Origin of the sequence: Sporomusa rhizae, assembly GCF_041428845.1 — a bacterium.
In the GTDB taxonomy this organism is placed as follows: domain Bacteria; phylum Bacillota; class Negativicutes; order Sporomusales; family Sporomusaceae; genus Sporomusa; species Sporomusa rhizae.
This window is the reverse complement of sequence record NZ_CP156925.1, coordinates 4,715,538-4,739,659: the sequence shown is the minus strand read 5'-3', so window position 1 is coordinate 4,739,659 and position 24,122 is coordinate 4,715,538. Positions and strand designations below refer to the sequence as shown.

General features: G+C 44.3%; 23 protein-coding genes, 1 pseudogene and 1 riboswitch. Of the genes and pseudogenes, 17 read left to right on the top strand and 7 right to left on the bottom strand.

From position 1 onward, the window contains the following. The first annotated feature begins 97 nt into the window (after nucleotides 1–97). From SRRS_RS22170 to SRRS_RS22150, 5 genes are all read left to right on the top strand, one after another. A complete protein-coding gene (locus tag SRRS_RS22170; protein WP_371363576.1) occupies nucleotides 98–2,125 on the top strand; it encodes a urocanate hydratase in 2,028 nt (675 codons plus the stop codon). A 22-nt stretch (nucleotides 2,126–2,147) separates the two neighbouring features. Further along, complete coding sequence (gene hutH / locus SRRS_RS22165) at nucleotides 2,148–3,677, top strand: histidine ammonia-lyase (protein WP_371363575.1); 1,530 nt, start codon at nucleotides 2,148–2,150, stop codon at nucleotides 3,675–3,677. A gap of 114 nt (nucleotides 3,678–3,791) precedes the next feature. Next, a complete protein-coding gene (gene hutI / locus SRRS_RS22160; protein WP_371363574.1) occupies nucleotides 3,792–5,051 on the top strand; it encodes an imidazolonepropionase in 1,260 nt (419 codons plus the stop codon). A gap of 1 nt (nucleotide 5,052) precedes the next feature. Then, the gene (locus SRRS_RS22155; RefSeq protein WP_371363573.1) at nucleotides 5,053–5,505 is read left to right on the top strand and encodes a HutP family protein; all 453 of its coding nucleotides are present in this window, start codon (nucleotides 5,053–5,055) and stop codon (nucleotides 5,503–5,505) included. Nucleotides 5,506–5,758: 253 nt separating this feature from the next. Then, nucleotides 5,759–6,538 (top strand): polysaccharide deacetylase family protein, encoded by a 780-nt coding sequence (locus tag SRRS_RS22150; RefSeq protein ID WP_371363572.1) that lies wholly within the window; start codon nucleotides 5,759–5,761, stop codon nucleotides 6,536–6,538. Nucleotides 6,539–6,675: 137 nt separating this feature from the next. On the opposite strand, the gene SRRS_RS22145 is transcribed toward SRRS_RS22150, so the two are convergent. Beyond that, a complete protein-coding gene (locus tag SRRS_RS22145; protein WP_371363571.1) occupies nucleotides 6,676–7,989 on the bottom strand; it encodes an amidohydrolase in 1,314 nt (437 codons plus the stop codon). Nucleotides 7,990–8,110: 121 nt separating this feature from the next. On the opposite strand from SRRS_RS22145, the gene SRRS_RS22140 reads away from it, so the two are divergent. Together SRRS_RS22140 and SRRS_RS22135 are read left to right on the top strand one after the other, a co-directional pair. Beyond that, a complete protein-coding gene (locus tag SRRS_RS22140; RefSeq protein ID WP_371363570.1) occupies nucleotides 8,111–8,920 on the top strand; it encodes a DUF3100 domain-containing protein in 810 nt (269 codons plus the stop codon). Continuing rightward, nucleotides 8,920–9,366, top strand: coding sequence for a hypothetical protein (locus SRRS_RS22135; RefSeq protein WP_371363569.1), 447 nt, complete (start codon nucleotides 8,920–8,922; stop codon nucleotides 9,364–9,366). The genes SRRS_RS22140 and SRRS_RS22135 overlap by 1 nt, the downstream gene beginning before the upstream one ends. A gap of 104 nt (nucleotides 9,367–9,470) precedes the next feature. On the opposite strand, the gene fliD is transcribed toward SRRS_RS22135, so the two are convergent. From fliD to SRRS_RS22110, 5 genes are all read right to left on the bottom strand, one after another. Then, a complete protein-coding gene (gene fliD, locus SRRS_RS22130; RefSeq protein WP_371363568.1) occupies nucleotides 9,471–10,754 on the bottom strand; it encodes a flagellar filament capping protein FliD in 1,284 nt (427 codons plus the stop codon). A 196-nt stretch (nucleotides 10,755–10,950) separates the two neighbouring features. Further along, complete coding sequence (locus tag SRRS_RS22125; protein ID WP_371363567.1) at nucleotides 10,951–11,940, bottom strand: type II asparaginase; 990 nt, start codon at nucleotides 11,938–11,940, stop codon at nucleotides 10,951–10,953. Nucleotides 11,941–12,006: 66 nt separating this feature from the next. Next, on the bottom strand, nucleotides 12,007–12,357 hold the full coding sequence (locus SRRS_RS22120; RefSeq protein ID WP_371363566.1) for a GIY-YIG nuclease family protein: 351 nt from the start codon (nucleotides 12,355–12,357) through the stop codon (nucleotides 12,007–12,009). Nucleotides 12,358–12,372: 15 nt separating this feature from the next. Next, entirely contained in the window at nucleotides 12,373–13,137 is a 765-nt protein-coding gene (locus tag SRRS_RS22115; protein ID WP_371363565.1) for a DUF2087 domain-containing protein, read from the bottom strand. A 218-nt stretch (nucleotides 13,138–13,355) separates the two neighbouring features. Next, the gene (locus tag SRRS_RS22110) at nucleotides 13,356–14,108 is read right to left on the bottom strand and encodes an exodeoxyribonuclease III (RefSeq protein ID WP_371363564.1); all 753 of its coding nucleotides are present in this window, start codon (nucleotides 14,106–14,108) and stop codon (nucleotides 13,356–13,358) included. 245 nt (nucleotides 14,109–14,353) lie between these two features. Between SRRS_RS22110 and SRRS_RS22105 the strand changes: the two genes are divergently transcribed. From SRRS_RS22105 to SRRS_RS22060, 10 genes and pseudogenes are all read left to right on the top strand, one after another. Next, on the top strand, nucleotides 14,354–15,331 hold the full coding sequence (locus SRRS_RS22105) for a diaminopimelate dehydrogenase (protein WP_371363563.1): 978 nt from the start codon (nucleotides 14,354–14,356) through the stop codon (nucleotides 15,329–15,331). 401 nt (nucleotides 15,332–15,732) lie between these two features. After that, nucleotides 15,733–16,074: a DUF3870 domain-containing protein gene (locus SRRS_RS22100; RefSeq protein WP_371363562.1), complete on the top strand. Its 342-nt coding sequence runs from the start codon at nucleotides 15,733–15,735 to the stop codon at nucleotides 16,072–16,074. A 173-nt stretch (nucleotides 16,075–16,247) separates the two neighbouring features. Then, on the top strand, nucleotides 16,248–17,339 hold the full coding sequence (locus tag SRRS_RS22095) for a dipeptide epimerase (RefSeq protein WP_371363561.1): 1,092 nt from the start codon (nucleotides 16,248–16,250) through the stop codon (nucleotides 17,337–17,339). Between the two features lie 73 nt (nucleotides 17,340–17,412). Beyond that, entirely contained in the window at nucleotides 17,413–18,774 is a 1,362-nt protein-coding gene (gene dcuC, locus SRRS_RS22090; RefSeq protein ID WP_371363560.1) for a C4-dicarboxylate transporter DcuC, read from the top strand. A 344-nt stretch (nucleotides 18,775–19,118) separates the two neighbouring features. After that, nucleotides 19,119–19,254: riboswitch (cyclic di-AMP (ydaO/yuaA leader) on the top strand. Nucleotides 19,255–19,333: 79 nt separating this feature from the next. Next, nucleotides 19,334–19,720 (top strand): DUF2294 domain-containing protein, encoded by a 387-nt coding sequence (locus SRRS_RS22085; protein WP_371363559.1) that lies wholly within the window; start codon nucleotides 19,334–19,336, stop codon nucleotides 19,718–19,720. 253 nt (nucleotides 19,721–19,973) lie between these two features. Beyond that, nucleotides 19,974–20,252 (top strand): helix-turn-helix domain-containing protein, encoded by a 279-nt coding sequence (locus tag SRRS_RS22080; protein ID WP_371363558.1) that lies wholly within the window; start codon nucleotides 19,974–19,976, stop codon nucleotides 20,250–20,252. Nucleotides 20,253–20,377: 125 nt separating this feature from the next. Continuing rightward, nucleotides 20,378–20,659, top strand: a pseudogene (locus SRRS_RS22075) (APC family permease); the annotation flags it as partial. A gap of 195 nt (nucleotides 20,660–20,854) precedes the next feature. Then, entirely contained in the window at nucleotides 20,855–21,700 is an 846-nt protein-coding gene (locus tag SRRS_RS22070) for a methyl-accepting chemotaxis protein (RefSeq protein WP_371363557.1), read from the top strand. 77 nt (nucleotides 21,701–21,777) lie between these two features. After that, nucleotides 21,778–22,692 carry a Na/Pi cotransporter family protein gene (locus SRRS_RS22065; protein WP_371363555.1) on the top strand — a complete coding sequence of 305 codons (915 nt, stop codon included), beginning with the start codon at nucleotides 21,778–21,780 and terminating at the stop codon, nucleotides 22,690–22,692. A gap of 177 nt (nucleotides 22,693–22,869) precedes the next feature. After that, nucleotides 22,870–23,466: an ECF transporter S component gene (locus SRRS_RS22060; RefSeq protein ID WP_371363554.1), complete on the top strand. Its 597-nt coding sequence runs from the start codon at nucleotides 22,870–22,872 to the stop codon at nucleotides 23,464–23,466. Nucleotides 23,467–23,632: 166 nt separating this feature from the next. Here the strand turns inward: SRRS_RS22060 and SRRS_RS22055 are convergent, their stop codons facing one another. Beyond that, nucleotides 23,633–23,983, bottom strand: a complete 351-nt coding sequence (locus tag SRRS_RS22055; RefSeq protein ID WP_371363553.1) for a hypothetical protein — start codon at nucleotides 23,981–23,983, stop codon at nucleotides 23,633–23,635. Nucleotides 23,984–24,122: the final 139 nt, after the last annotated feature.

The window sequence follows — 24,122 nt, the reverse complement described above, 5'->3', positions numbered from 1 at the left end:
ATTGAATTTGATTTTTTACCCAGAGTCAGGAGATGTGAGGGGGTAAACTCAGTAAATGAGTTTGCCCTCTTTTTAATTAACCGAGGAGGTAATTAATATGAACAAGCAGATTGCCAATGCTATGACCATTAAACTGGATGCCGAGCTGCCTAAGATGCCGGAATTTATTCCTGGAATTCGCCGGGCGCCAAACCGGGGCTTCCGTCTTACTAAAAGTCAGACGGAAACTGCGTTAAAAAATGCTCTGCGCTATGTTCCTGAGGAACTGCATGAACAGTTAGCAGAAGAATTTTTACAGGAACTTGTAGAATATGGACGTATTTATGCCTACCGCTATCGTCCGGAAGGCCGAATTTACGGCCGTCCTATTGACGAGTACCGTGGCAATTGTATAGAGGGCAAGGCTTTCCAGGTAATGATCGATAACAATCTGGATTTTGAAATTGCGTTATATCCCTACGAGCTTGTTACCTACGGCGAGACCGGTCAGGTGTGCCAAAACTGGCTGCAGTACCGTTTGATAAAAAAATACTTAGAAGTTTTAACTTGTGATCAAACGTTAGTTATTCAATCAGGCCATCCTTTGGGACTGTTTCCATCCAAGCCCGAGGCACCGCGCGTAATCATCACTAATGCGCTTATGGTGGGAATGTTTGATAACCAGGCAGACTGGGAAATTGCCGAGCAAATGGGTGTTGCCAACTACGGCCAGATGACCGCAGGCGGCTGGATGTATATCGGCCCACAAGGAATTGTTCATGGCACATTTAATACCTTACTGACTGCCGGGCGCTTAAAACTTGGGGTAGCCGACGATGGTGACCTGCGCGGCAAGCTGTTCATCAGCTCCGGATTAGGCGGCATGAGCGGCGCTCAGCCGAAAGCTGTTGAGATTGCTAATGGTGTAGGCATTGTTGCCGAGGTTGATGACTCGCGTATTGAGACCCGGCATAAGCAAGGCTGGGTACAGAAGGTTTCTGCTAACTTGGGCGAAGTTTTCCGGTGGGCGGCTGAGGCTGTAGCTAAAAAAGAAACCACTTCGATTGCTTATCATGGCAATATTGTCGATTTGCTGGAGTATGCTGTTGCTCATCATATCCGGGTCGACTTATTATCTGACCAGACCTCCTGCCATGTAGCTTACGATGGCGGCTATTGTCCGCAGGGTGTGACTTTTGACGAGCGTACGCAACTGCTCGCAGCGGATCGGGAAAAATTCAAACAGCTGGTAGATAAGTCACTCAGACGGCATTTTGAACTTATTAAAACTTTGGTAGACCGGGGAACCTACTTCTTTGACTACGGCAACGCCTTTATGAAAGCCGTATATGATGCCGGCGTTGAGGAAATCTCGCGCAACGGTATCGACGAAAAAGACGGTTTTATCTTCCCGTCTTATGTGGAAGATATTATGGGGCCGGAATTATTTGATTATGGCTATGGCCCATTCCGCTGGGTGTGCTTGAGCGGCAGTGACGAGGACCTTGCGAAAACGGATAAAGCGGCCATGGACTGCATTGATCCTAATCGCCGTGGTCAGGACCGTGATAACTATATCTGGATCCGGGATGCTGAGAAGAACAAGCTTGTTGTTGGTACTAAGGCGCGTATTCTGTATCAGGATGCCGAAGGCCGTACGGCAATTGCCCTTAAGTTTAACGAAATGGTTCGCAATGGTGAAGTTGGGCCGATTATGCTGGGACGTGACCACCATGATGTCAGCGGCACGGATTCACCGTTCCGTGAAACAGCTAATATTAAAGACGGCAGTAATGTTATGGCCGATATGGCCACCCACTGTTTTGCCGGTAATGCAGCCCGCGGTATGAGTCTCATTGCTCTTCACAATGGCGGCGGCGTAGGAATCGGCAAATCAATCAATGGCGGTTTTGGCATGGTGTTAGACGGCAGCCAACGGGTAGATACTATTATCAAATCAGCCATGATGTGGGACGTAATGGGTGGAGTGGCCCGCCGTTCCTGGGCGCGTAACCAAAACTCCATTACAACCTGCATGGAATACAACCAAAATTACTATGGTAAGGGACATATTACTCTGCCCTATATTCCAGAAGAAAAGCTAGTAAAGAATTTAGTCGATAAAGCATTTGCCAAATTGAATTAATAAAGCGGGAGGGCTAACTGACATGATATTATTAGACGGAAATTCATTGACCCTGGAAGATGTAGTAAAAGTTGCGCGGGGTTATGAGGAAGTCGGATTAAGTGATGAGGGCCGTAACCAAATTATAAAAAGCCGGGAAATTGTTGATAAGATTCTGGAACAGGAAACTCCGGTCTATGGTATTTCTACCGGATTCGGCGACTTCAGTACAATATTTATCTCTAAAGAGAAAAGAGAAAAGCTGCAACGCAATCTCATTTTAAGCCATGCTACCGGCGTTGGAGAGTGTTTGCCCGAAGATGTTGTGCGGTCGGCTATGCTCTTAAGAGCCAACTCCTTGTCCAAAGGCTACTCGGGAATTAAACTCTCCTCAGTCGAAATGCTGATTAATATGCTAAACAAGCGGGTTTGCCCGGCAGTTCCGGCTAAAGGCTCGGTAGGTGCCAGTGGTGACTTAGCGCCGCTCTCTCACATGGTATTAGTTATGCTGGGAGAAGGAAAGGCATTTGTCAACGGCAAGCTTATGACCGGGGCCGAAGCATTAGCTGAGGTTGGCTTAAAACCGGTAGTGCTTAGTGGTAAAGAAGGCCTAGCTCTTATCAATGGTACGCAGATTATGACAGCGGTAGGCTGTATGGTTTGGCAGGATGCCGTCGATCTTATGAAAACCGCCGATGTGGCTGCCGCTCTTTGCGTGGAAGCTCTGAAGGGAACCCGTACCGCTTTTGATTCCCGCATTAGCCTTGTTCGGGCCCATCTTGGCCAATTGGCCACCACCGAAAATCTGCTGCGGCTAACCCAGGACAGCCCGATTATTGCATCACATGTTAACTGTTCCAAGGTACAGGATGCCTACTCCCTGCGGTGTGTGCCACAGGTTCACGGCGCGTCTAAGGATGCTCTCCGGCGGGCAGAAGAAACCTTGACTATCGAAATTAACGCTGCAACGGATAATCCGCTCATTATGCCTGATACCGGTGAAGCCATTTCCGGCGGCAACTTCCACGGTCAGCCTATTGCCCTGGTTATGGATTACCTGAAGCTGGCTTTGGCCGAACTCGGCAATATTTCCGAGCGGCGTACCAATCGCCTGCTTGACGCTCATTTGAGCGAACTGCCGCCGTTTTTGACTGCCTATCCCGGAGAAGACTCCGGACTTATGATTACCCAGTACACGGCAGCATCCCTGGTATCTGAGAATAAAGTGCTTGTTCATCCGGCCAGTGCCGACTCTATTCCTACCTCGGCTAACCAGGAAGACCATGTAAGTATGGGAACAATTGCTGCCCGTCAGGCGAGGGAAATTCTGGAGAATGTCCGCTACATCCTAGCGATTGAATGCTTAGCGGCTGCACAAGGCATTGACTTCCTGGCGCCACTGGCCCCAGGGGTTGGCACAGGTGCTGCGCACAAAGCCATCCGTGAAGCGGTACCTCATTTGGATGAAGATAGAATTCCTTCTCCTGATATTAAAGCAATCTATGATTTGATTGCCAACAGAACAATGATAGAGAAAGTGGAAACAGCAGTAGGCACATTAAAAATAAGCTAGTAACAAGTCCGTAAGGCAAATGGTGTTAGGAACAAGGGAAGTAACTGCCCTTGTTCCTAACTTATTATGTTATAATAAGAGCGTATCGAGAGTTCCAAAGGGGGAAACACTACAATGAAGAGACTGGTCATTACCCATGCGGCTGAATTAATTACATGTCAGGGTTGCGCACCCAAGACCGGTTTAGCCATGAGTCAGTTAGATATTATTGAAGATGGCGCTGTTGTAATTGAAGATGGAATCATAGAGCGGACAGGCTCTACCGAGCAAATAGTAGCTGCTTTAAAAGGCACAGAATATGTAACACTTGATGCCGGCGGAAAATGTGTACTTCCCGGCTTTATTGATTCTCATAATCATTTTGTGTTTGGCGGTTACCGGGCGGAGGAATTTTCCTGGCGCCTGAAAGGCGATAGTTACATGGCCATTATGGAACGCGGCGGCGGCATCGCCAATACTGTACGGGCTACCCGGCAGGCTTCCAGGGAAGAATTGACAGAGCTTGCTAAAACGCGGCTTGATGATATGTTGGCGATGGGCATAACCACCGTAGAAGGAAAGAGTGGTTATGGTCTGGATCTGGACACTGAAATTAAGCAATTGGAAGTGCTTAATGATTTAGCCGGACAGCATCCGGTTGAAGTTATTCCGACTTTCCTTGGCGCTCATGCTGTTCCTTCCGAATATCAAGGCCACAGTGGTGAGTTTATTGATTTTCTGATTGAGAAAGTGTTGCCGGTAGTAGCCGAGCGCAATTTAGCTAAGTTCTGTGATGTTTTCTGCGAAAAAGGTGTATTTTCAGTAGATGAATCCCGCAAGCTGCTGCTGGCTGCCCAAAAGCTGGGCTTAAAAAGCAAGCTGCACGCCGATGAAATTGTTCAACTGGGTGGAAGTGAATTAGCTGCCGAGATTGGTGCGGTATCGGCTGATCATTTGCTGCATATCTCCGATATGGGTATCGCGCAAATGGCTGAAAAAAATGTTGTGGCTACCTTGCTCCCTGCTACTGCCTTTAGCTTACGGGAACCCTATGCCAGGGGGCGTGAAATGATTGACCGGGGTGTACCTGTCGCTTTGGCTTCCGATTTTAACCCAGGCAGTTGTTTTACGCAGTCGATTCCTTTAATTATTGCTCTTGCAGCGCTAAATATGAAAATGTCGCCGGCAGAAATTATTACAGCACTTACCATTAATGCGGCGGCTGCCATTGACAGTGCCGACCGGTTGGGCAGCATTGAAGCAGGGAAGCAAGCAGATATCTTGATTCTGGAATATCCGTCCCACCTGTATCTTCCCTATCACATCGGTATGAATATTGTCGAAACTGTTGTGAAAAAGGGCAAGGTTGTGTGGACGAAGAAGAAAGGTACATGATATGATAAATGTTGATAAGAATATTACGTTAGGCAAATTGGCAGTGTTGTCGGTAATGTACTCCGGCGAGGACGAGTCTGCTCTGCAAAAAAAGGGGCGGGAATTGGGGTACAGGCTTTACAAAGGCAAAGTAGGGTCGATGGATTCATCTAAAATTTTTGCCGCAGTGGAAACCGCCGCAAAAAAGGAAGGTCTTATCGATCAACGGTACCGGGAAGAACACGCGCTGTATCATTCGGTTTTAGAAGCTTATAGCGGTATGTGCAGGGGACAGGGCGGACTGGGCAGCATACTGCGCAGCGCCGGGCTGTTATTTTGCATTGTACGGGGATCTAAAATTCCGGGTGGTGACGGTGACGGTGAATGGATTGCGGTAGCCTTGTACGGCAACATGGGGGCGCCGATAAAGGGCTACGAGCATGAAGTCTTAGGCATGGGTATGAATCCAATATAAGTACGATTGGCTTCAGCTAGGTTATAGCCAGCTGAAGCCAAGTTACATAATAAAGTAGACTTAGCTTCAGATGGGGTTTTAACCCCACCTGAAGGTTAGTCGCCCTTATCCAGGGACTTAGCCGCTCGCCTGTGCCCGCAGGGGTATAACTCCCACTTGGATAAGCGGGAGTCTTAGAGCGGATTAGTCATCGGATGAAAATTATTTAGAAGGTGATCGTATCGCAGCATTTCGTAAGGTTGGTTGTTTGTTTTTGCTAGTTATCTTTGTTTTTACCGTATCTGTTGCATCAGCTCAATATAATAATGGAATACCTGTGCTGCTGTATCATCACGTTAGTCAGGACAAGACCGATTTGCCGGGTCTGACAGTGACACCGGACGAGTTTTCCCGGCAGATGACAATGCTAAAACAGGCCGGATTCGAGACAATATCACCGAAAACGTTAATCGCTTATATGCGGCAGGAACCGGTTACCCTACCGCCCAAACCGATTATGATTACTTTTGATGATGGTTATGAAGACAACTACACTGAGGCATTTCCTATACTAAAGCAGGTTGGTTTCAGTGCTGTAGTGTTTATGACTGGTGTCAATGTTGACCGGGAGATGCGGTTATCACAAAAGCAAATCAAAGAAATGTCAGACAACGGTATTTATTTTGGCGGTCATTCGTTTACCCACCGGGACTTAACGACTCTTAAAGGCAAAGATTTGTACCGGGAAATGGAAGACGTTAAAAAACTGATTCAATGGGTTACTAAGAAAGACGTTGATGTTTTTGCTTATCCTTTTGGCTATTTTACTCTTGATGCTTGGGAAGCTACCGAGGCTGCAGGCTATCAAGCGGCCTTTACCGTGTTGCCGGGATTGAATAAACCCGAGCAAGACAACGAATTCTTACTGCGGCGCATACCAATCTACAACAATACTGATTTTGCGGTGCTGTTTAAATTATTGGATGCCAATCGTCCGAAAACCAAATTATTGGAATACACCCCATACTACCGCAATGAACAAACTGCTGAATAATAAAATAGAATCGTTTCCAGTCAGGAAGTTGTCGCCAATGTCCGGAGCATTGAGCAAATTACCCGATAAAAGAGATAACCCCCGGTCTTACTAAAGACCAAAGGGTTATCTCTTTTTTTCTTATACTATTGTTACTTTTATTCTTCGGCAAAATAACCGTCTAGTTTTTTGATGTATTCTTCCTTAGTCATTACTGGCTGAAAGGCTTTTAAGATGGAGTTGGCGTGTGCGGCATTATCCGCCAGCAGGTCAATCACTGTCATGGCCATGAGTTTGGCGGGAAGTACGCAGGCGGCATTATAATCTGCTACCTTGAAATCCCGGGTATGGAGGGCACCGATGACACCGCCGATATAAGGGTGGATTGTCGGTATAATATGGGATACGTCTCCCATATCGGTCGAACCGCCGAAATGGCCGGCATGCTTAATGTTTTCCGGGGTTACGAATTGGGACGCATTGGCTAAGAACAAATCGTTAAAGGCTTTCGGGCAGTCAAGTGGGAGGTAGCCGGGGAGGGTTTTAATTATGGTCTTAGCACCGACCGCATCGCCGCCTGCCCGTAAAGCACGGTCTACTTTTATGTGGGTGGCATCAATCGCGTTCATGGTTTTGGCCCGGACATAGGTTTCCATGCGGACATCGGCAGGGACGCTGTTAACTAAGTCGCCGCCCTTGGTAATAATGGGGTGGACACGGACAATATCGTTGTCACGGAAGGTTTCCCGCAGGGCATGAACTCCCATGAGACCAAGCATCGCGGCATTGAGGGCGTTAATTCCTTCAGAGGGAGCTTCGGCGGCATGGGCTTCTTTGCCCAGGTACTGAATGGTTTTACCGATGAAGCCGTTGCTGGAATCTCCCATAATTACGGCAGGTTCAGGTGATTCTTTCTGAGAGTGAATCATCATGGCCATATCGATGTCATCAAAAACACCGCGATAGATGAGCTCTTGTTTGCCGCCAAGGTAATGGATTTTTCCTTCTTCGCGGAGTTTCATGCGATAGGCAATTTCCACGTATTCTTCGGCAGGTACGGCCATAAAGGTAACATTTCCTGCAAGCTGGTCGCCGATACCGCTCAGTTTGAGACCGAGAGCGGCGCCTAACATGGCCCCTAGCTGGAGATGATGCCCGCAGGCATGGGCAGCACCTGTTGCTGGATCGGCAAAGGGGCTGTCAGGACAGAGAACCGCATCCAGTTCACCTAAAACGGCGACGTTGGGACCGCTGCTTGCCTCTTTTAATTTCGCTTTAACACCGGTAATAGCCAGATTGTCCTGATACTTAAGCTCGATTTCTTTGAAGAAATCTTTAACAGCCCGGGAGGTTTTCTGCTCTTTGTAACCCATCTCCGGATGCTGAGCAACTTGTTTTGCCAATCCAATGATCTTTTCGCTATTTTTGTCAATTTCTTGACAAACTTTGCGCTTAAGCTCCAAAATATTCATACAAAGGCTCCTTATAATTACATTTTTTTTACTATATTGTAACATAATTATGTATTCTATGGTATAATGTTTGCTATAGACGATTGCCCAGTATGGGAAGACATTAAAGGAGGAAGTTGTTTTGGCAATCTTAAAAAGCTGGAAAATACACGCTTTAGCTCTCGTAATTGTAATGATTTGTGAGTGGATCGGTACAAAAAAAGTGCCGTTAGGACCAGGAGTGTTGCTTTTTCTGCCAATGCTTTATGCTATGCTAATTGGCGGGGTTATAAGCGTGCCTCGCTTAAAGTTAATTAAGCTTGAGGAAATGAATTTAGCTTCGACTATGCTTGGGATTACTGCCCTGATGCTTGTTACTAAACTTGGAACGGTAATTGGCCCGCAAATTGCAAAAGTGGCTCAATCCGGACTGGCATTATCTTTACAGGAATTAGGTCATTTCTTGGGAACAGTGGTTCTGGGTTTGCCGATTGCTATAGCTCTTGGCTTAGGCCGGGAATCCATTGGTGCCACTTTTTCTATCGACAGGGAACCGAATATTGCTATTATCAGTGAGAAATATGGCTTAAGTTCACCAGAAGGCCGCGGCGTTATGTCTATTTACATTTGCGGTACCTTATTTGGCGCGGTATGGCTTGGTCTGTTAGCCGGATATCTGGCAGCTTTAAAAATCTTTCATCCGTATGCGTTGGCCATGGGCGCCGGTGTTGGATCAGGCAGTATGATGGCAGCCGCATCGGGAGCCATCAAATCGGTATTTCCGGATCAGGCTAACGAAATTTTGTTGTATGCCGGTGCTTCAAACCTGTTGACGACAATTATCGGTATCTACTTCGCTTTGTTTGTCTCATTACCGCTTACCGAGAAACTTTATAGTCTGCTTAAACCGATCCTCGGTCGCAAAGATGACTCGAAGGAGGTAGGCGCATAATGAAAATTCGTGACATGTTTATTGCCTTTGTCCTAATGGGAGTTATGGCAGTAGCCGGTAACACCATTGGTTACAAAATGCCTGTAATGGATGCTATCATTGGCTACGCAATTATGCTTGTCATCACTCTGGTTGGTGCCGGGTTTAGCAAGATAATCCCTATCAAGCTGCCAATGGTGTTTTGGATATCGATAATTGCATTGGCAGTAACGTCTCCATTTTCGCCATTTGCCACTACCATTACCGCCTACACTAACAAAGTTGATTTTATGGCACTTTGTACACCGATTCTGGCTTATGCCGGTTTAGCGGTAGGCAAAGATTTAGACGCTTTCAAAAAGATGTCCTGGCGTATTGTTATTGTAGCTCTGGCCGTATACACAGGTACTTTCCTGTTTGCTACTATGGTTGCCGAGGTTATGCTCCGGTTTGAAGGTGTAATTTAAACGGTTTGAATTTACGAAAAAACAGCCATTTCCTTCAGGGAGATGGCTGCTTTAATTAAAGATTGATTCTGTAGGTGGTTAATTTGATTCAAGCATTCCAGTCGCTAAATCATCTGATCAACAAACAAACCATAATTTGTGGAATTGAAGCCATTATATAAGAAACTGGTACCGCTGCGGAGCCAGCCGTAGTTAATCGAATCAAGCAGATTTGGCTCCCTTAAATACAGGCTGACCGGATTAGACAGCGCATTTGTAGAAATGGCTTTTGCCATTGTTCCCAACCCGGTCTTGCCACTAAGCAGTGTTGCCACTGTATCAGTATTTTGCTGTAATGCTTTGTTTAGTTTTTCGTCATCAATAGTTAAATGATTATCACTTTTATTCAATGTTAGGCCGATCTCGCGAAAATCTTTTTCTCTAATTCCCGTTAGTATGGCATCTATACCTGCTAACGTTTTTTTGCTGCGCCGGGTTACATTGCTTGCATCAGCCAATTGGTCGCTGAATTTATTGTAAGTGTCGACAAACATATCGATACCCTTACTCATTTTATCGGTATCCATTCCTACACTTATCTTGGTAGAACCGTTAGATACGGTATGGATGTCAAGTATTACATTTCCATCATTTAAGGTAATTTTATTCTGATCACTCGTCATATTCTTGCCGTTAACAGCATAAAGAGCATCCTGTGCATTCGCAACCTTATTATTAATGTTTAATGTCTGTGCCGCATTGCCAACAATATCATGTATAGAAAACGGATTAGCCTGTCCGGTTTGTTCCGAATCTAAACTTAGATAAGATTGGCTGCCGGAAGTTTTTACTTCTGCCTTAACACCAATTTGCGCCTCGTTAATTGCCTTGGCAAATCTGCCGAGGATTCCTGTATTGTTGTCAGTTTTGCTTAGGCTAACTGTCACTGTTTTTTTTGTACCAGTACCAAAGGTGAAGCCTAGTGCATATATGCCTGATGACAAAGCATCCGATGCCGAACTGACTACAGTGGTACTGTCGTTGGTTTGCGCCGTCGCTACTTGGGTTACATTAACATAATACTGTGTGGTCTTAGCAGTAGGTTTAGCATAGCCTGTAAGTGCCGAGTTGGCGGAAGTTACACTCTTTTGATCAAAAAAGTTATTGGCAGTCAGCTGATTTGCAGCCGTATTTAATTCTTTAGCCTTTGCATTAAAGTCTACTACTTGTTTACGGTAAAGCTCTTGCTGGGCTTTCAGCGAGCGGATGGACAGATTAGATAAAACGGGTACTGTTTCAAGAGCGCTGGTCGAAAAGTTAAGTTCGGGTGCTGTGATGGAATTAATGATCCGTTTGGGCTGATAGATCTTAAAAAATTTATCATATGCGACAGATGGAATTCGAAACATCGTGAGCTCCTCCCTTCTCGGCCTGTTACAATTTATACCATCAGTATAACTGCTATCTCTTTTTATGTCGAGAAAATAAATGAAAATTCAGCCAGAAGAAGGGGGCAGAAAAGATAATTCCCCGGGTAAGTCGAGGTAGTAACATAGCGCGTTCAAACCTCAGACCCCCGGGGAAAAAATTCATTTGGTAGTAGTATTAGTAGTTCCAAAACATCTCTTGGATTTCCTTGGGGTTTTTCGTTTTGGTAAGTGCCAGCATCAGGAGAATCCTGGCTTTTTGCGGGCTGAGTGTATCCGTGACTACGAAGTTATTTGCATCGTCATCAATGGCGCCGTTGCGGGTAACCACACCGCTGCCAACCCGGCTGCCGCGAACAATAATAACACCTTGTTGGGCTATTTGTTGAAAAACAGTTTGCATAGTTTGTGACATGTTACCATTGCCAAGTCCGGCATAAACAATTCCTTTAGCTCCAGCAGTTACGGCAGCCTGAGCAAGGAATCCGGTATCATTCACATGACCGTAGAGTACCTCAACCGGAGGTAATTCAATGAGACCGTCAATAGTAAACTCAGTCATATGAGTGTGCTTGCGTGTCGGCATACGGTAAAAATGAGGATGGCCATCAATGATGTAACCTAAATAACCAAGTTCCGGGGCTTTAAAGGTATCTTGCAGAGCTGTATTAGTTTTGGTTACATCCCGGCTGCAGTTAATCGTATCGTTTAATGTGACAAGCACACCTTTTCCCTGGGTACCAGGATATGCAGCGAGTATGATCGCATTGTATAAATTCATTGGGCCGTCAGGACTAATGGCTGTCGAAGGACGCATAGCCCCGACCAGTACAACGGGCTTTTCGCTCTTTATTACTAAATTTAAGAAGTAAGCTGTTTCTTCCAAAGTATCTGTGCCGTGAGTTACCACAATCCCATCAATATCCGGCTGTGCTAACAAGGTATTAATCCTTTTCGCTAGTGACAGCCAGATAGCATGACTCATATCGGCGCTGTCAATTTGGGTAACTTGTTCACAAATAATATTGGCGATGTTTTTTAATGATCCGATTTCTTTTAAGATGTCTTCAATTGGTACTACCCCTGAATGGTAGCTGACAGTATCGGTAGGAATATGGGAGGCACCGGCAATGGTGCCTCCTGTTGCAAGTATAGCAATATTTTTCATAAACTTAACCCCTCCCAAGTGCTTTGCTTTAAGCCGGCAAGGCTTGGCGGCTTAAACGATTGGCTCCTAGGATTTATTGTAGCCTTTTTCGCCGTAAGGCTGAAGTGTATTTAACCATTTTTCTTCTAATTTTTTTACCGCTGCCCGCCAATCTTCCTGTGGTATTTCTTCTGCTTTAATAGTTTCCAGAACCTCGAAGCTGAAGTCTTCGGGACTGTTTTTATTCCAGTCTGCCTGTAAGGCAGCATTTCGATGAACTTTATAGTTTAATTGAAACTTGTCACTATTACATTTGGCAGGCACGTTCATGCTGCTGCCGACGAGAATTTTACCGTTAGTACAGTTTTTTATCTGATAGACACCCATAGGGCGAGGGGTTTCCTTATATACCATCTTTAATTCTCTTCTTTTATCCAAGATTTTCAAGCCTCCTTATAATTTAATCCAATAGGAACTGCCGTCCTGAGTACGATCCATAAAGCCGTATTCGATTAACTGCCGGCGTAATAGCACATAGTCTTCATAGAGTTCTTTTAAGATAGCATTTACTTCTTTCTCGGTATAGGCTTTAGCCGAATCGAAATTTTTTACGATATGGCGCAAAATTGCTACCCGCTTTTTTTCCTTTAGCGGATAGGTGGCTAACTGCCCATGCAGCTCCTGCGGAAAAGCGGCAGCTAATATCTTTTCATTTTCCTGTTCCGTAATCGCAAACCTGTCATCAATATTCTTAGAATTACGGGGGACGTTGATAAAAGCGTTCTTTTTGGGAACTCTTGCGCCAAGCAGCTCCATGATTGCTAAAAATATCTTAGCCTGCTTTTGCTTTTCACGCAGGCTGAAGCGATGGTTACGGATGGTAGAAGTACTGCCGGTATCGAGTGCTTTGGCCACTTCATTGTCGCTGTGTCCATCATAGAAGAGTTCAAGAATTGTCTTTTGATGGTCGGTCAGCCCGGTCAGTTTTTTATCAAGATCAAGCAAGTAATGGAAAGTTGAGCCATGCTGCCGGAGGATATGAACTTCTATATATTTTCTGGCCTCATACAGTTGATTGTCCTGAGAATATATCAGGCCGTCGGTAAATGCTTTGCCGCAAAGAAGACAAATGTACTCGCCGGTATTGTTGTCGAATACGAAGCCTTGTTTGATTTCCTCAAGTGAAGCCTGCCAAAATAGTTCCGACATATCTTTCATATAAACACCTCGTTAAAATGTCTATTGAGTACGTAGATAGTATAGGCGAACATTATACTATTGTCAAGATGTATAGGTTAAAAGTTTACATAATGAATAGATGTATTGCTAGTTTGTCTAAAAGCAAGAAAAAGCATCACACTCGTTTACGAATACCAAGAAAAATACCCCAGACTTACTTGACAGTAGTCTAGGGTAATGAATGTATAATTAAGTAATTAAAATATTTCCAAGCCGACAGGACAATGATCGCTGCCCATAATGTCAGCATGAATGACGGCGTCTGTGACAAAATCGGTTAATCTGTTGGAAATGATAAAATAGTCAATGCGCCAACCGATATTACGCGCTCTGGCGTTCATCATGTACGACCACCAAGTATAGGCGTCTGTTTTATCCGGATATAATAAACGGAAGCTATCGGTAAAGCCGGCCTCGAGGAGGGTGGTCATTTTACCACGCTCTTCATCGGTAAAACCGGCATTATTCCGGTTGGATTTCGGGTTCTTAATATCAATTTCCTGATGGGCTACGTTGAGGTCGCCGCAGAGGATAATTGGTTTTATGGCATCAAGTTTAGTTAAATAATCTCTAAAATCATTTTCCCATTTACTGCGGTACTCCAGGCGCATAAGACCGCGTTGGGAATTGGGGGTATAAACATTAACTAGATAAAATTGTTCAAATTCCAGTGTAATTATACGCCCTTCCTGATCATGCTCTTCCATGTTCATACCATAGGTAACGGTTAAAGGTTTAATCCGGGTGAAAATAGCAGTGCCGGAGTAGCCTTTTTTTACGGCATCATTCCAGTATTGATAATACCCGTCAAGGGTTAACTCGGATTGGCTTTGCTGCATTTTAGTTTCCTGCACACAGAAAATATCTGCTGCCATACTCTGAAAGAAATCTTCAAAGCCTTTAGCCAGGCAGGCTCTAAGACCGTTTACGTTCCAGGATATTAGTCTCATAACAACTCTCTTTCTTATTGATTACTTACTATCACAATTAAAAATTCTCTTTAAAGATCTGTTTTCCTGCTGGGATAATAGCTGGGCAGGAGAATAGACTATGGTAAGTTAATTTTTTAATGATAAATAGCAGGTAATTTGCCTATTTGCGTCGAAAAATATCATTTCTTAACATGTATGGCGTTTTATTGAGAACGTTTGTTTTTGTTAGGAAAACATGAAGATAGATAATCAGGAGGAAATGTATGAATCAGAAAATACGAATTGGCATCGTTGGTTACGGCAATTTAGGAAAAGGGGCGGAACTGGCGGTAGGAAAAAATCATGACATGGAACTGGTGGCCGTTTTTTCCCGTCGCTCCCTTAGCGGTACCCTGAGTGGTGTACCGGCTGTGCCGATAAGCCAAGTTGGAAAATACCGCGATAAAATTGATGTTATGCTGTTGTGCGGCGGCTCAGCTACCGATCTTGCTGAACAAGGGCCGCAAATTTCGGCTTTATTCCATACAGTTGACAGTTTTGATACCCATGCTAAAATTCCTGAGTATTTTGCTGCTATGGATAAGAGTGCTAAGGCAGCCGGGAAAGCGGCGGCTATTTCAGTTGGCTGGGATCCTGGTTTGTTTTCGCTCAATCGCTTATTAGCCGGTGCTGTTATGCCGCAAGGAACGGATTATACTTTTTGGGGAAAAGGTGTAAGCCAAGGGCACTCGGATGCTATTCGCCGTATTGCCGGGGTTAAGAACGCGAAGCAGTATACTATTCCTAAACAAGAAGCTGTTGAAGCTGTTCGCTTAGGGAAAAATCCGGCGATCAACTCTAATGAAGTGCATATTCGTGACTGCTATGTAGTAGCAGAATCCGGTGCAGATCTTGCCGCCATCGAAACCGCTATCAAAACAATGCCGCATTACTTTGTCGGTTATGAGACCCATGTTACTTTTGTTTCAGAAGAAGAATTTAAGGCCAAACATTCCGGTATTCCACATGGCGGCTTTGTTTTCCGCGCCGGACAAACCAGTCCTGGCGTGAATCATATCTTTGAGTTTGGCCTCAAGCTTGACAGTAATCCTGAGTTCACTGCCAGTGTACTTGCCGCTTACGCCCGGGCCACTTTCCGCCTGGCTAAGCATGGCTTTACCGGGGCCTGTACCGTTTTCGACATTCCTTTCGCCTGGCTGTCGCCTAAATCGGCCGATGAACTCAGGCGCGAGCTGCTATAATAGATAGGCAGAAAAAGCGTGAATCCGTAAGCGGGTCCACGCTTTATCTACCTTAACATAAGTGCGACTTTATTAAAAAACAAGCTGCGGAAAATATTGTCTTAGTCTGACGGCTAAAATCGGTTTAAGCTGCAGTTTTGTTATATCGTCAATGTCCATTCCTGGGAGAATGATTGTCGGTGCTGGTAAACATAATTTTTTTCGATATAGGAAAATATGATTTTTATTTAGATTTGCGCAATATTTCTGTAAACTTGATCCGAGGCTTGCTACAAGGCGCATCTTCGTAATATTTCCTAACAGGAAAATCTCGATAGTTAAAGGAATTTCCCATTCTTGCGCGAATACATTATAATAACAAAGCACCAACTCATTTTAAATATGTCTAGTGTGGGGATACAATGTTTGCTGAAAATACTATCTATATTGTAGGCAATGCTAAATCACAACAGCATAATCCGATTACTCACCAATATGGACAGTTTTTTATTGGTTTTGTTGTGGAACGGGAAACCGGAAGAATTGTAAATTGCGGCTGCTCTGCAACGATACCCGTAACTGCAGATTTTATCTGTAGTATATTTAATGGAAGAAACCTGCGGGACGATTTTGACGCTATTAGACAGCAGGTGGAAAACCGTTATTTCGGTTCGTCGCAGAAAGCAATTTTGGTAGCGTATAAAGACGCCCAGAAAAAGTTTTCCCGAATAACTAATGGCTTACCTGTTGATCTGAACGAGTAATTACATATAAGGCTGCTTTGTTTATCGTGGGCTTGCTTAGTTTTACGCAAGTATACGGCATAAATAAAATCCAGCAACAAAGTCTTCCCGCTGAAGACTATTGTTCTGCTGGAATTTTTTATGTCATAAAAGGAATACCTTGCAAGATATCGAACATAAGGAGGAGATTGCCTGTGAAAATTGCAGCAATTAAGATTGGCAAAGTCAGTATACCGCTAAAAAAACCGTTTAAGACTGCTCTCCGGCAGGTTAATTCGGCAGAAGACATTATCATCAAGGTTATTGCCGATACCGGCGAGATTGGTTTCGGTAATGCTCCGCCCACGGCAGTTATTACTGGGGATAGCCAAGACTCCATTATTGCCGCCATTCGCGATACCATTGGCCCAAAGTTGATTGGCATGGATGTTGACAATCTGGAAGAGATTATGAGTGCAATTGACACCTCAATGCTGCATAACAGCTCAGCCAAAGCAGCGCTGGATATTGCTGTTTATGATTTGTTTGGCAAACTGCATGGCATTCCGCTCTACAAATTGTTTGGCGGGTACCGTAATGCTATGGAGACAGATTTGACGATTAGTGTCAATGCGCCGGAAGAAATGGTTCGGGATTCGCTGGAAGCTGTTGCCGAAGGCTATAAGGCGCTCAAGCTCAAAGTAGGTACAGATGCGGCGCTGGACATTAAGCGGGTGCAAGCCATTCGCGAAGCTGTCGGTTATGATGTCAAAATCCGCCTCGATGCCAATCAGGGCTGGAAACCTAAAGAAGCTGTCAGAACTATCCGAAAGTTTGAGGATATGGGGCTCGACATTGAATTGATTGAGCAGCCGGTAAAAGCCCACGATTTCAAAGGGCTCAAATATGTCACCGATAATGTACAGACAGATATTATGGCAGATGAAGCCGCTTTTGGTACATATGAAGTATTTCAACTGCTGGCAATGGAAGCTTGTGACCTAATCAATATTAAATTGATGAAAGCAGGCGGTTTGCACAACGCAATCAAAATTGCTCATTTTGCTGAAACAATGGGTGTTGAATGTATGATGGGCTGTATGCTGGAAAGCAAAGTTGGAATTACAGCCGCCGCCAGCATTGCGGCCAGTAAAAAGATTATTACCAGGGCTGATTTGGATGCCGCCGTGTTATTAGCTGAAGATCCTGTTGTGGGCGGCGTAAGCTTTAGCAAAAACCAGCTTATTATTCCCGACGCTCCGGGATTAGGAATTACCGACGTAAAAGGCTGGCAGGAAATCTGCTGAGAGGAGGGGACTAACAAAACTGGAAGAAGCCGGTACTAAGAAGGTGTATAAAATAAAATAGGAGGTAAGTTTTGTGGGTATTGTTCTTTCATTAATTGTTACGTTTTGGGTAGGGTATCTTATTGTAAAAAAATACAAACCGCAACCTGTTTTATTCATGGCTGGACTAATCCTAATGTTTGCTGCAGTAGCGCTTGGTCTTGGTGAGATTTTGCCGGCTAAGTCCAGCACTGGCTCAGTATTTGTCGATGCTTTTGAATTTATAAAACAAACCATGAGTTCACGGGCGGCCGGTCTTGGCCTTAACATCATGGCCGTAGGCGGTTTTGCCCGCTATATGGATCATATTGGCGCAAGTAAGTCTCTGGTAAAACTGACCATTAAGCCGCTGTTGGCTTTCCGTTCGCCCTATTTGGTAATGGCTGGCACTTGGGTCTTGGGTATGTTTTTAGGTTTGTGCATTAATAGTGCTTCCGGGTTGGCCATGCTGCTTATGGTTACCGTATTCCCGGTACTTATCAGCCTTGGCGTAAGCCGCCTGTCTGCTACCGCAGTTATCGCCACAACTCTTTGTCTTGACTGGAGCCCAAGCGATACCGGTACAATCCTTTCGGCCAACACTGCGGGTATTGACCCCGTACTTTACTGGACTAACTACCAAATTCCTATTGCCGCAGTTGTAATTCCTGTCGTAGCCGTACTTCATTTTGCCGTACAAAAGTGGATGGATAAACGCGATGGACATGTTGTTCAAGCTAGCGAATTAGCTGCTTCCGATTCAGATGAAACCGTTCCTCCGATGATTTACGCAATTCTTCCCGCGGTGCCGCTGGCTTTAATATTGATTTTCAGCAGCCTGTGGATTACCTGGATTAAGATGGATATTATTAAAGCCATGTTTATTGGTGTTGCGGTTGGTATGGTCTTTGAATATATCCGTCACAGAGATGGTAAAAAAGTTCTCAATGACATCCAATCCTTCTTTGATGGTCTGGGAATGCAAATGGCTAATGTTATCACCCTGATTGTAGCTGGTGAAACTTTTGCCAAAGGTCTTACTACTATTGGAACAATTGATACCATCATTGCTTCCGCGCAAACTTCCGGCTTCGGTGCCGCTGGTATGATCCTGGTTATGATCGGCATAATTGCTGTTTCTTCGGTTGTCATGGGTTCAGGCAATGCTCCGTTCTTTGCTTTTGCCGCACTGACACCGACAGTAGCAGCTAAAATGTCGGTTGCGCCTGTTGTAATGCTGCTGCCGATGCACTTTGCGGCCAGTGCCGCCCGGGCTATCTCGCCGATAACCGCAGTTATTGTTGTTGCTTCTAGTATGGGTGGTGTTTCCCCGTTTGATGTAGTTAAACGGACGGCCATTCCGATGATTGGTGCGTTACTCTGCATTATCATTGCTAACTTTGTATTTTTCTACTAATAAATTGAGACTCCAAAAAGCCCTAGTATAAGCTAGGGCTTTTTTTGTCCTGATAGAAATATAACTTTCGCCTGGATAAGGGCAACATCGACTTCCGCTTTCGCCAAAGGCTCGGCGCAAGTCGTGTTTTCTTTATAATATTGTAATTAATAGATTATGGGAATAACGCCATTTAAAGGTATTCTCAATTTGGCCGTGGTAAAATGAAGAAAGAAGTAGCAACGATGAGGTAAGCTATGATTTCCTGTGATACCTGCTTTATTTGTAGGATAGCCATTTGCCGTTAGCCGCTATTGTTCTAATTGCAGCTTTTCTTTTAGCAGTTCCGGGAGTATAGTATTTATAACAGCATAAGGCCGAGTTCCAGTATGGAAGCGGAGGAACCACTTTTTGGGGTTAATTCTGTTAATGCAGAAGGGATGTCTTATCTCTTGCCATCCTACCCGTCAGCTAACTTCGTAGGCTAAAGCAAGGGGTCGCTAGACCTTTTAGGGTCTTCTTTTTGTTTTTCCGGACTTCTACAAGAAGGAATCCGGACAGTTGGAGGTACGATAAAGTAATGGCCCCAAAAAAAGCCGTATTGGAAGCGGCTATAAGTGATTCTTTTATTAAATTGCAGCGCAGCCAGGTTGGGCGCGGACCTGTCGAAACCCGGACATATATTATTGAAGATATGGTCCTCGTACGGTTTAAAGGAGTGCTCACTGTCGAGGAGACTCATTTAGCCAAAACCGATAAGGGGCGGCAGGTAGTAAAGGAAATGCGCCAGATACTCAGGGAAACTTTTAGTAACCAAGCTGAGGAGCTGGTCGCAAGGCTTACCGAGTGTAAGGTCATTAGTAGTCACAGTGATATAAGTACAAAAACCGGCGAACGAGTCGAAATATATATATTGGAAAACAACTTAGAGAAAAAACTTAGATGTCTGGAGAAGAGTGGCGTATAACACTAAAAAGTGTTTGGATACCAGCCTTCAGATACGAGCGGAAACATGACCAACGGGCTGGTGGACAGGGCACGAGGCAAAAGCTTGGTGTTGGGTAGGCCGGTACGAAGGTATGAGGCAAAGAGGTTTTTCTTATGCCTGGTATTTTTGTACCGGTCTATTATTTTGCCTTGATTAGGCGTAGTTAGGGCAGTTTCGACTGTCTTGATGTGATATTATTATTTTTATTATTGATGAATAAGAGGGGATCAGAATGATTGGTGAGAAGCTGCGGTCATTACGTGAACGCTGCGGCATGACTCAGGAAGAAATGGCAGAATCGTTAGGTGTGTCGATTGTGGCAATTGAACACTATGAAGCCGATCGTTGGAAGCCGGGAAATAGTCTTGTTACTAAAATTGCGGAGCTGCTAAAAGTAACGGTGCCGGAACTGGTAGGCGACTGCATGGCCGTGAAAAATGAGGACGGTAGTACTGTTTATATCAAAAATCTAGGCTGCGGCCGTTTTTGTGCGGTAGGCAGAACAAAATAGGAAATACTGGCGGGTAAAGCATAGGTAGTATTATGGATGCTGCGCAGGCCGGTATGGAGAAATTAGGCATAAACTATGCTCAATTTCTCCATACCGGCCATTTTCTTTTTTATTTAACTGCCGCCCAAAAAGTTCAAGAAAAATGGCAGCAATGGAATCCTGATGTTGAATTAGTAACCATTTATTCCCCTTATCGGTTGGTTATAGGTCCGCTTGTTAATTATGTGGAACGGTTGGAGCGTAAAAAAGAACCGGACGATTTTATTACCGTAGTGATTCCGGAGTTTGAGACCAGGAAATGGTGGCATCGTCTGCTGCATAATCAAACCGGATTTATTCTCAGAACGTTACTAATTCTTAATAAGAATGTAATAGTTACTACTATTCCGTTTCATTTGCACAAATAAAACACAATATTGAGAAAATTAATGCAATATGTAACATAATGCAGGAAAATGCTGCTATGCATAGAATTTATCAAAGTAATTCAGGTCTTTATTAGAATATTGATAGTAGCTTTGATTTCAAGCCAATATTAACTAACTTACATACTAATTAGTGCAAAACAATGGCATTAAAAAATATATAAGTGAGGCGACACTATGCAACGGCATTCCGGAGAAGAAATCTTGCGGTTATTTACTGAATTAGCCCCTTACATTAATGATTTTATTATTGAGGATGTAGGGGTATCGGTAATTAAAGACGGACTTTATACTGCGTATGTGCCTGGTAAGTCTTTCGACCTCGGAGTTAAAGCAGGCCAGCCTATGCAAGGGCAGGTCAGTGAGCAATGTATTAAAACAGGCAGTAAGGTTATTCGTTTGATAACCAAGGAGCAATCGGCTTTTGGGATTCCTTATATTGCGTGCGCGCATCCCATAAAAGAGAGGGCAGCTACCATTGGCTGTGTTATTACAACCCAAGCTATTGTCAATCAGGAGAAAATCCGGTCTATTTCCAGTGAACTTGCGGCTTCGTCTGAGGAATTTAGTGCCAGTATGGAGGAAATCGCGGCAGGTGCACAAGAGTTGGCGAATATTTGCAGCGAACTTGGAGAACTGAGTGGCGACCTGGCTGCTACCATTAAGCATACTGACGAAATTGTTGCTTTTATTAGAAACGTGTCCAACCAGACCAATCTGCTGGGATTGAATGCCGCTATAGAATCTGCCCGTGTCGGTGAAGCTGGCAGAGGGTTCAGTGTTGTGGCTGAAGAAGTTAGGAAGCTGGCTGCCGTAAGCGCCGAGTCAGTTAAAAACATCAATGCGTCCTTACACCAAATCCAAGAGTCTATCGTGCAAATGAATCAAAAGGTAGTAAGTATTGATAAAACTGTGCAAATCCAGGAACAGTCTATTCAGGAAATGGCGAAAGCCAGCCAAGGGTTTGCATCCATGGCTACAGAGTTATCCAGTGTTTCTGAAGATATGATGCATAGTAAATAACCCGTAAAAAATGTGCCATACCTACGGTCTCTCAAACATATGGTAGTAGAGATAAATTATGTTGGAGGGGAAAAGGTATGGTCGAATTTTTTGTAGGGTTAGGTATGCTGCTTGGCGGCATTTTTATCATGCGTTATGGCTTGAAAAAAGCCTTATGGTATAAATTGCATAAGGTGCTTGTCAATTTGACTAAGACACCGTGGCGCGGCCTGCTGTTGGGTGCAGTAGCGGCCGCATTATTTCAGAGCAGTACAACGGTATGTTTGATTACAATCGGTATCGTCAGCGCCGACTACCTGTCTTTCCGTCAGGCCCTGGGAATTATATTGGGGGCAAATATCGGCACTTGCTCCACAGTACAGTTGGTCACTGTCGCTGTTCCTTTAGAGTGCATATTGCCGCTCATTGCTTTTGTTCTATTGTCGACCATGGTAAAGAAATTCCGGTATCTGGGATTAGCTGCCGCCGGACTTTTGAGTATGCTGGCCGGAGTTGAGTTGCTCGTTCAGGGTATCTCCAGTATGTCTCAGTTCCAGGAGATGGCGGCGTACTTGGTCCAAGCGAAAGAGCAGCCGCTGTATGGCATTTGGGGCGGAATTGTTGCCACTATTATTTTTCAATCAAGCAGTGCAGCCACTGCGTTACTTATGCTGTTGGCCGATTTGGGATATGTCGATATTATGACAGCTGCCTATGTAGTATATGGAAATAACATTGGTTCTTGTGTATCTTCTGTTGTTTTCAGCGCAGCGGCACCAAGAGCCGCCAGACAGGTTGCCTTATCGCACATTCTGCTGAACGTGCTTGGTGTCGCCATCTTTTTTCCGCTAACAAAACTGCTGGTAATTGCTGCCGGTTGGTTTAGCGTAGATTTTAGCACGCAGGTGGCTATTATCCATACACTGTTTAATGTGCTATCCTCGCTGATGATACTGCCTGTTTACAATCAGTTTGTTGGGCTAATTTGCCTATTAATACCTGAGAAATATTAAAAGTAAACTTTCAAAAAAAATTATACCAATTTACCCTAAGATATGATAATATGTTAGCGGAGTGAAAGAAGCCGTCATGACAGCTGGTATTCTTAGAAACCGGACTGACGGTATCTGTAAAGCTCCTTAATAAACGACTTATATCCCAAAGGGGAATAAGAACGGAGGTAATAAAAAATGGAAAAGACGGAATCTTTACGTTCAGCGGGTAAATTCGGAGTACGGCAAATTGCCATCATCGGTATGCTGTCAGCTATTTCCATAATGTTAGGCTTATCGGGATTTGGATTTATTCCACTGCCGACAGCGAAAGCCACCATTATGCAAATTCCGGTTATTATTGGCGCTATTTTAGAAGGACCGCTGGTTGGCGCCATGATTGGTCTGCTTTTCGGGATATTTAGCATTATCCAGAGTTTAACCACCCCAAATATTCTTTCTTTTGCTTTTATAAATCCGCTTGTCTCGGTATTGCCACGGGTACTGATTGGCATTACCGCCTATTATGCTTATAAATGGACTTGGAGTAAGAATGAAGGTGTGCGCATTGGCGTAGGAGCCATTGTCGGTTCGCTTACTAATACCCTTGGCGTACTGACAATGATCTATCTGTTATATGCCGTTCAGTTCGCGCAAACAAGAGGTATTGACGTTAGTGCGGCAACCAAAGTTATCTATGGCATAGCTCTGGTAAACGGAGTTCCTGAAGCTATTATTGCAATGGCTATTAGCGTTCCGGTCATAATGGCTATTAAAAAGCGTTATAAAAACTAAAAAACAAATAAAAAAAATGGCCACTTAGGCCATTTTTTTTTATTTGTTTTTTAGAACAGTGTTATCACAATGGAAGCGGATTACGCAAGAAGATCTTTAATAAGTAAGGTTACAAATGATTCCTGATATCCCTGCCTGCCTTTTGGCACGTAGTGCTTTAGCTAATTTAAACTGGCCTGCGCGACAGGGTACGAATCCTCTTCTCATGTTCACCGGCAATTTCCGCCACGGATTTTATATCTTCACAAATAGTTTCAAGTTTTTGGTTGGACAGTTTCAATAAATGGTAAATATCCTGCTGTTGCACTTGACCGTACTTTTCGATCTTGGCATCAAGAGCCGCAAAACCATCTCGTAGTTCAGTCCTGGTATCGGCTAATTCAGTTTTGGTGGCCATAGTAGATTTGATTTCAATAATTTCATTTTTGACTTCTTCAATATCGGCGCCGATATTACCGACAGTACGAACTAGCTGTTCCATTAATGTCTCAAGGCGGTCCAGGTTTTTTTCGTTCATAGGTAACCTCGCACTCCTCATAAATCTAAATGTCAATGTATCACATTCATTATAGCATTATTACATGGACTAACAATAGAAATCTTAAAAAAGATAACTATTGCCCCAGCATTATTTGATGCAATAGTTATTAGCGGCT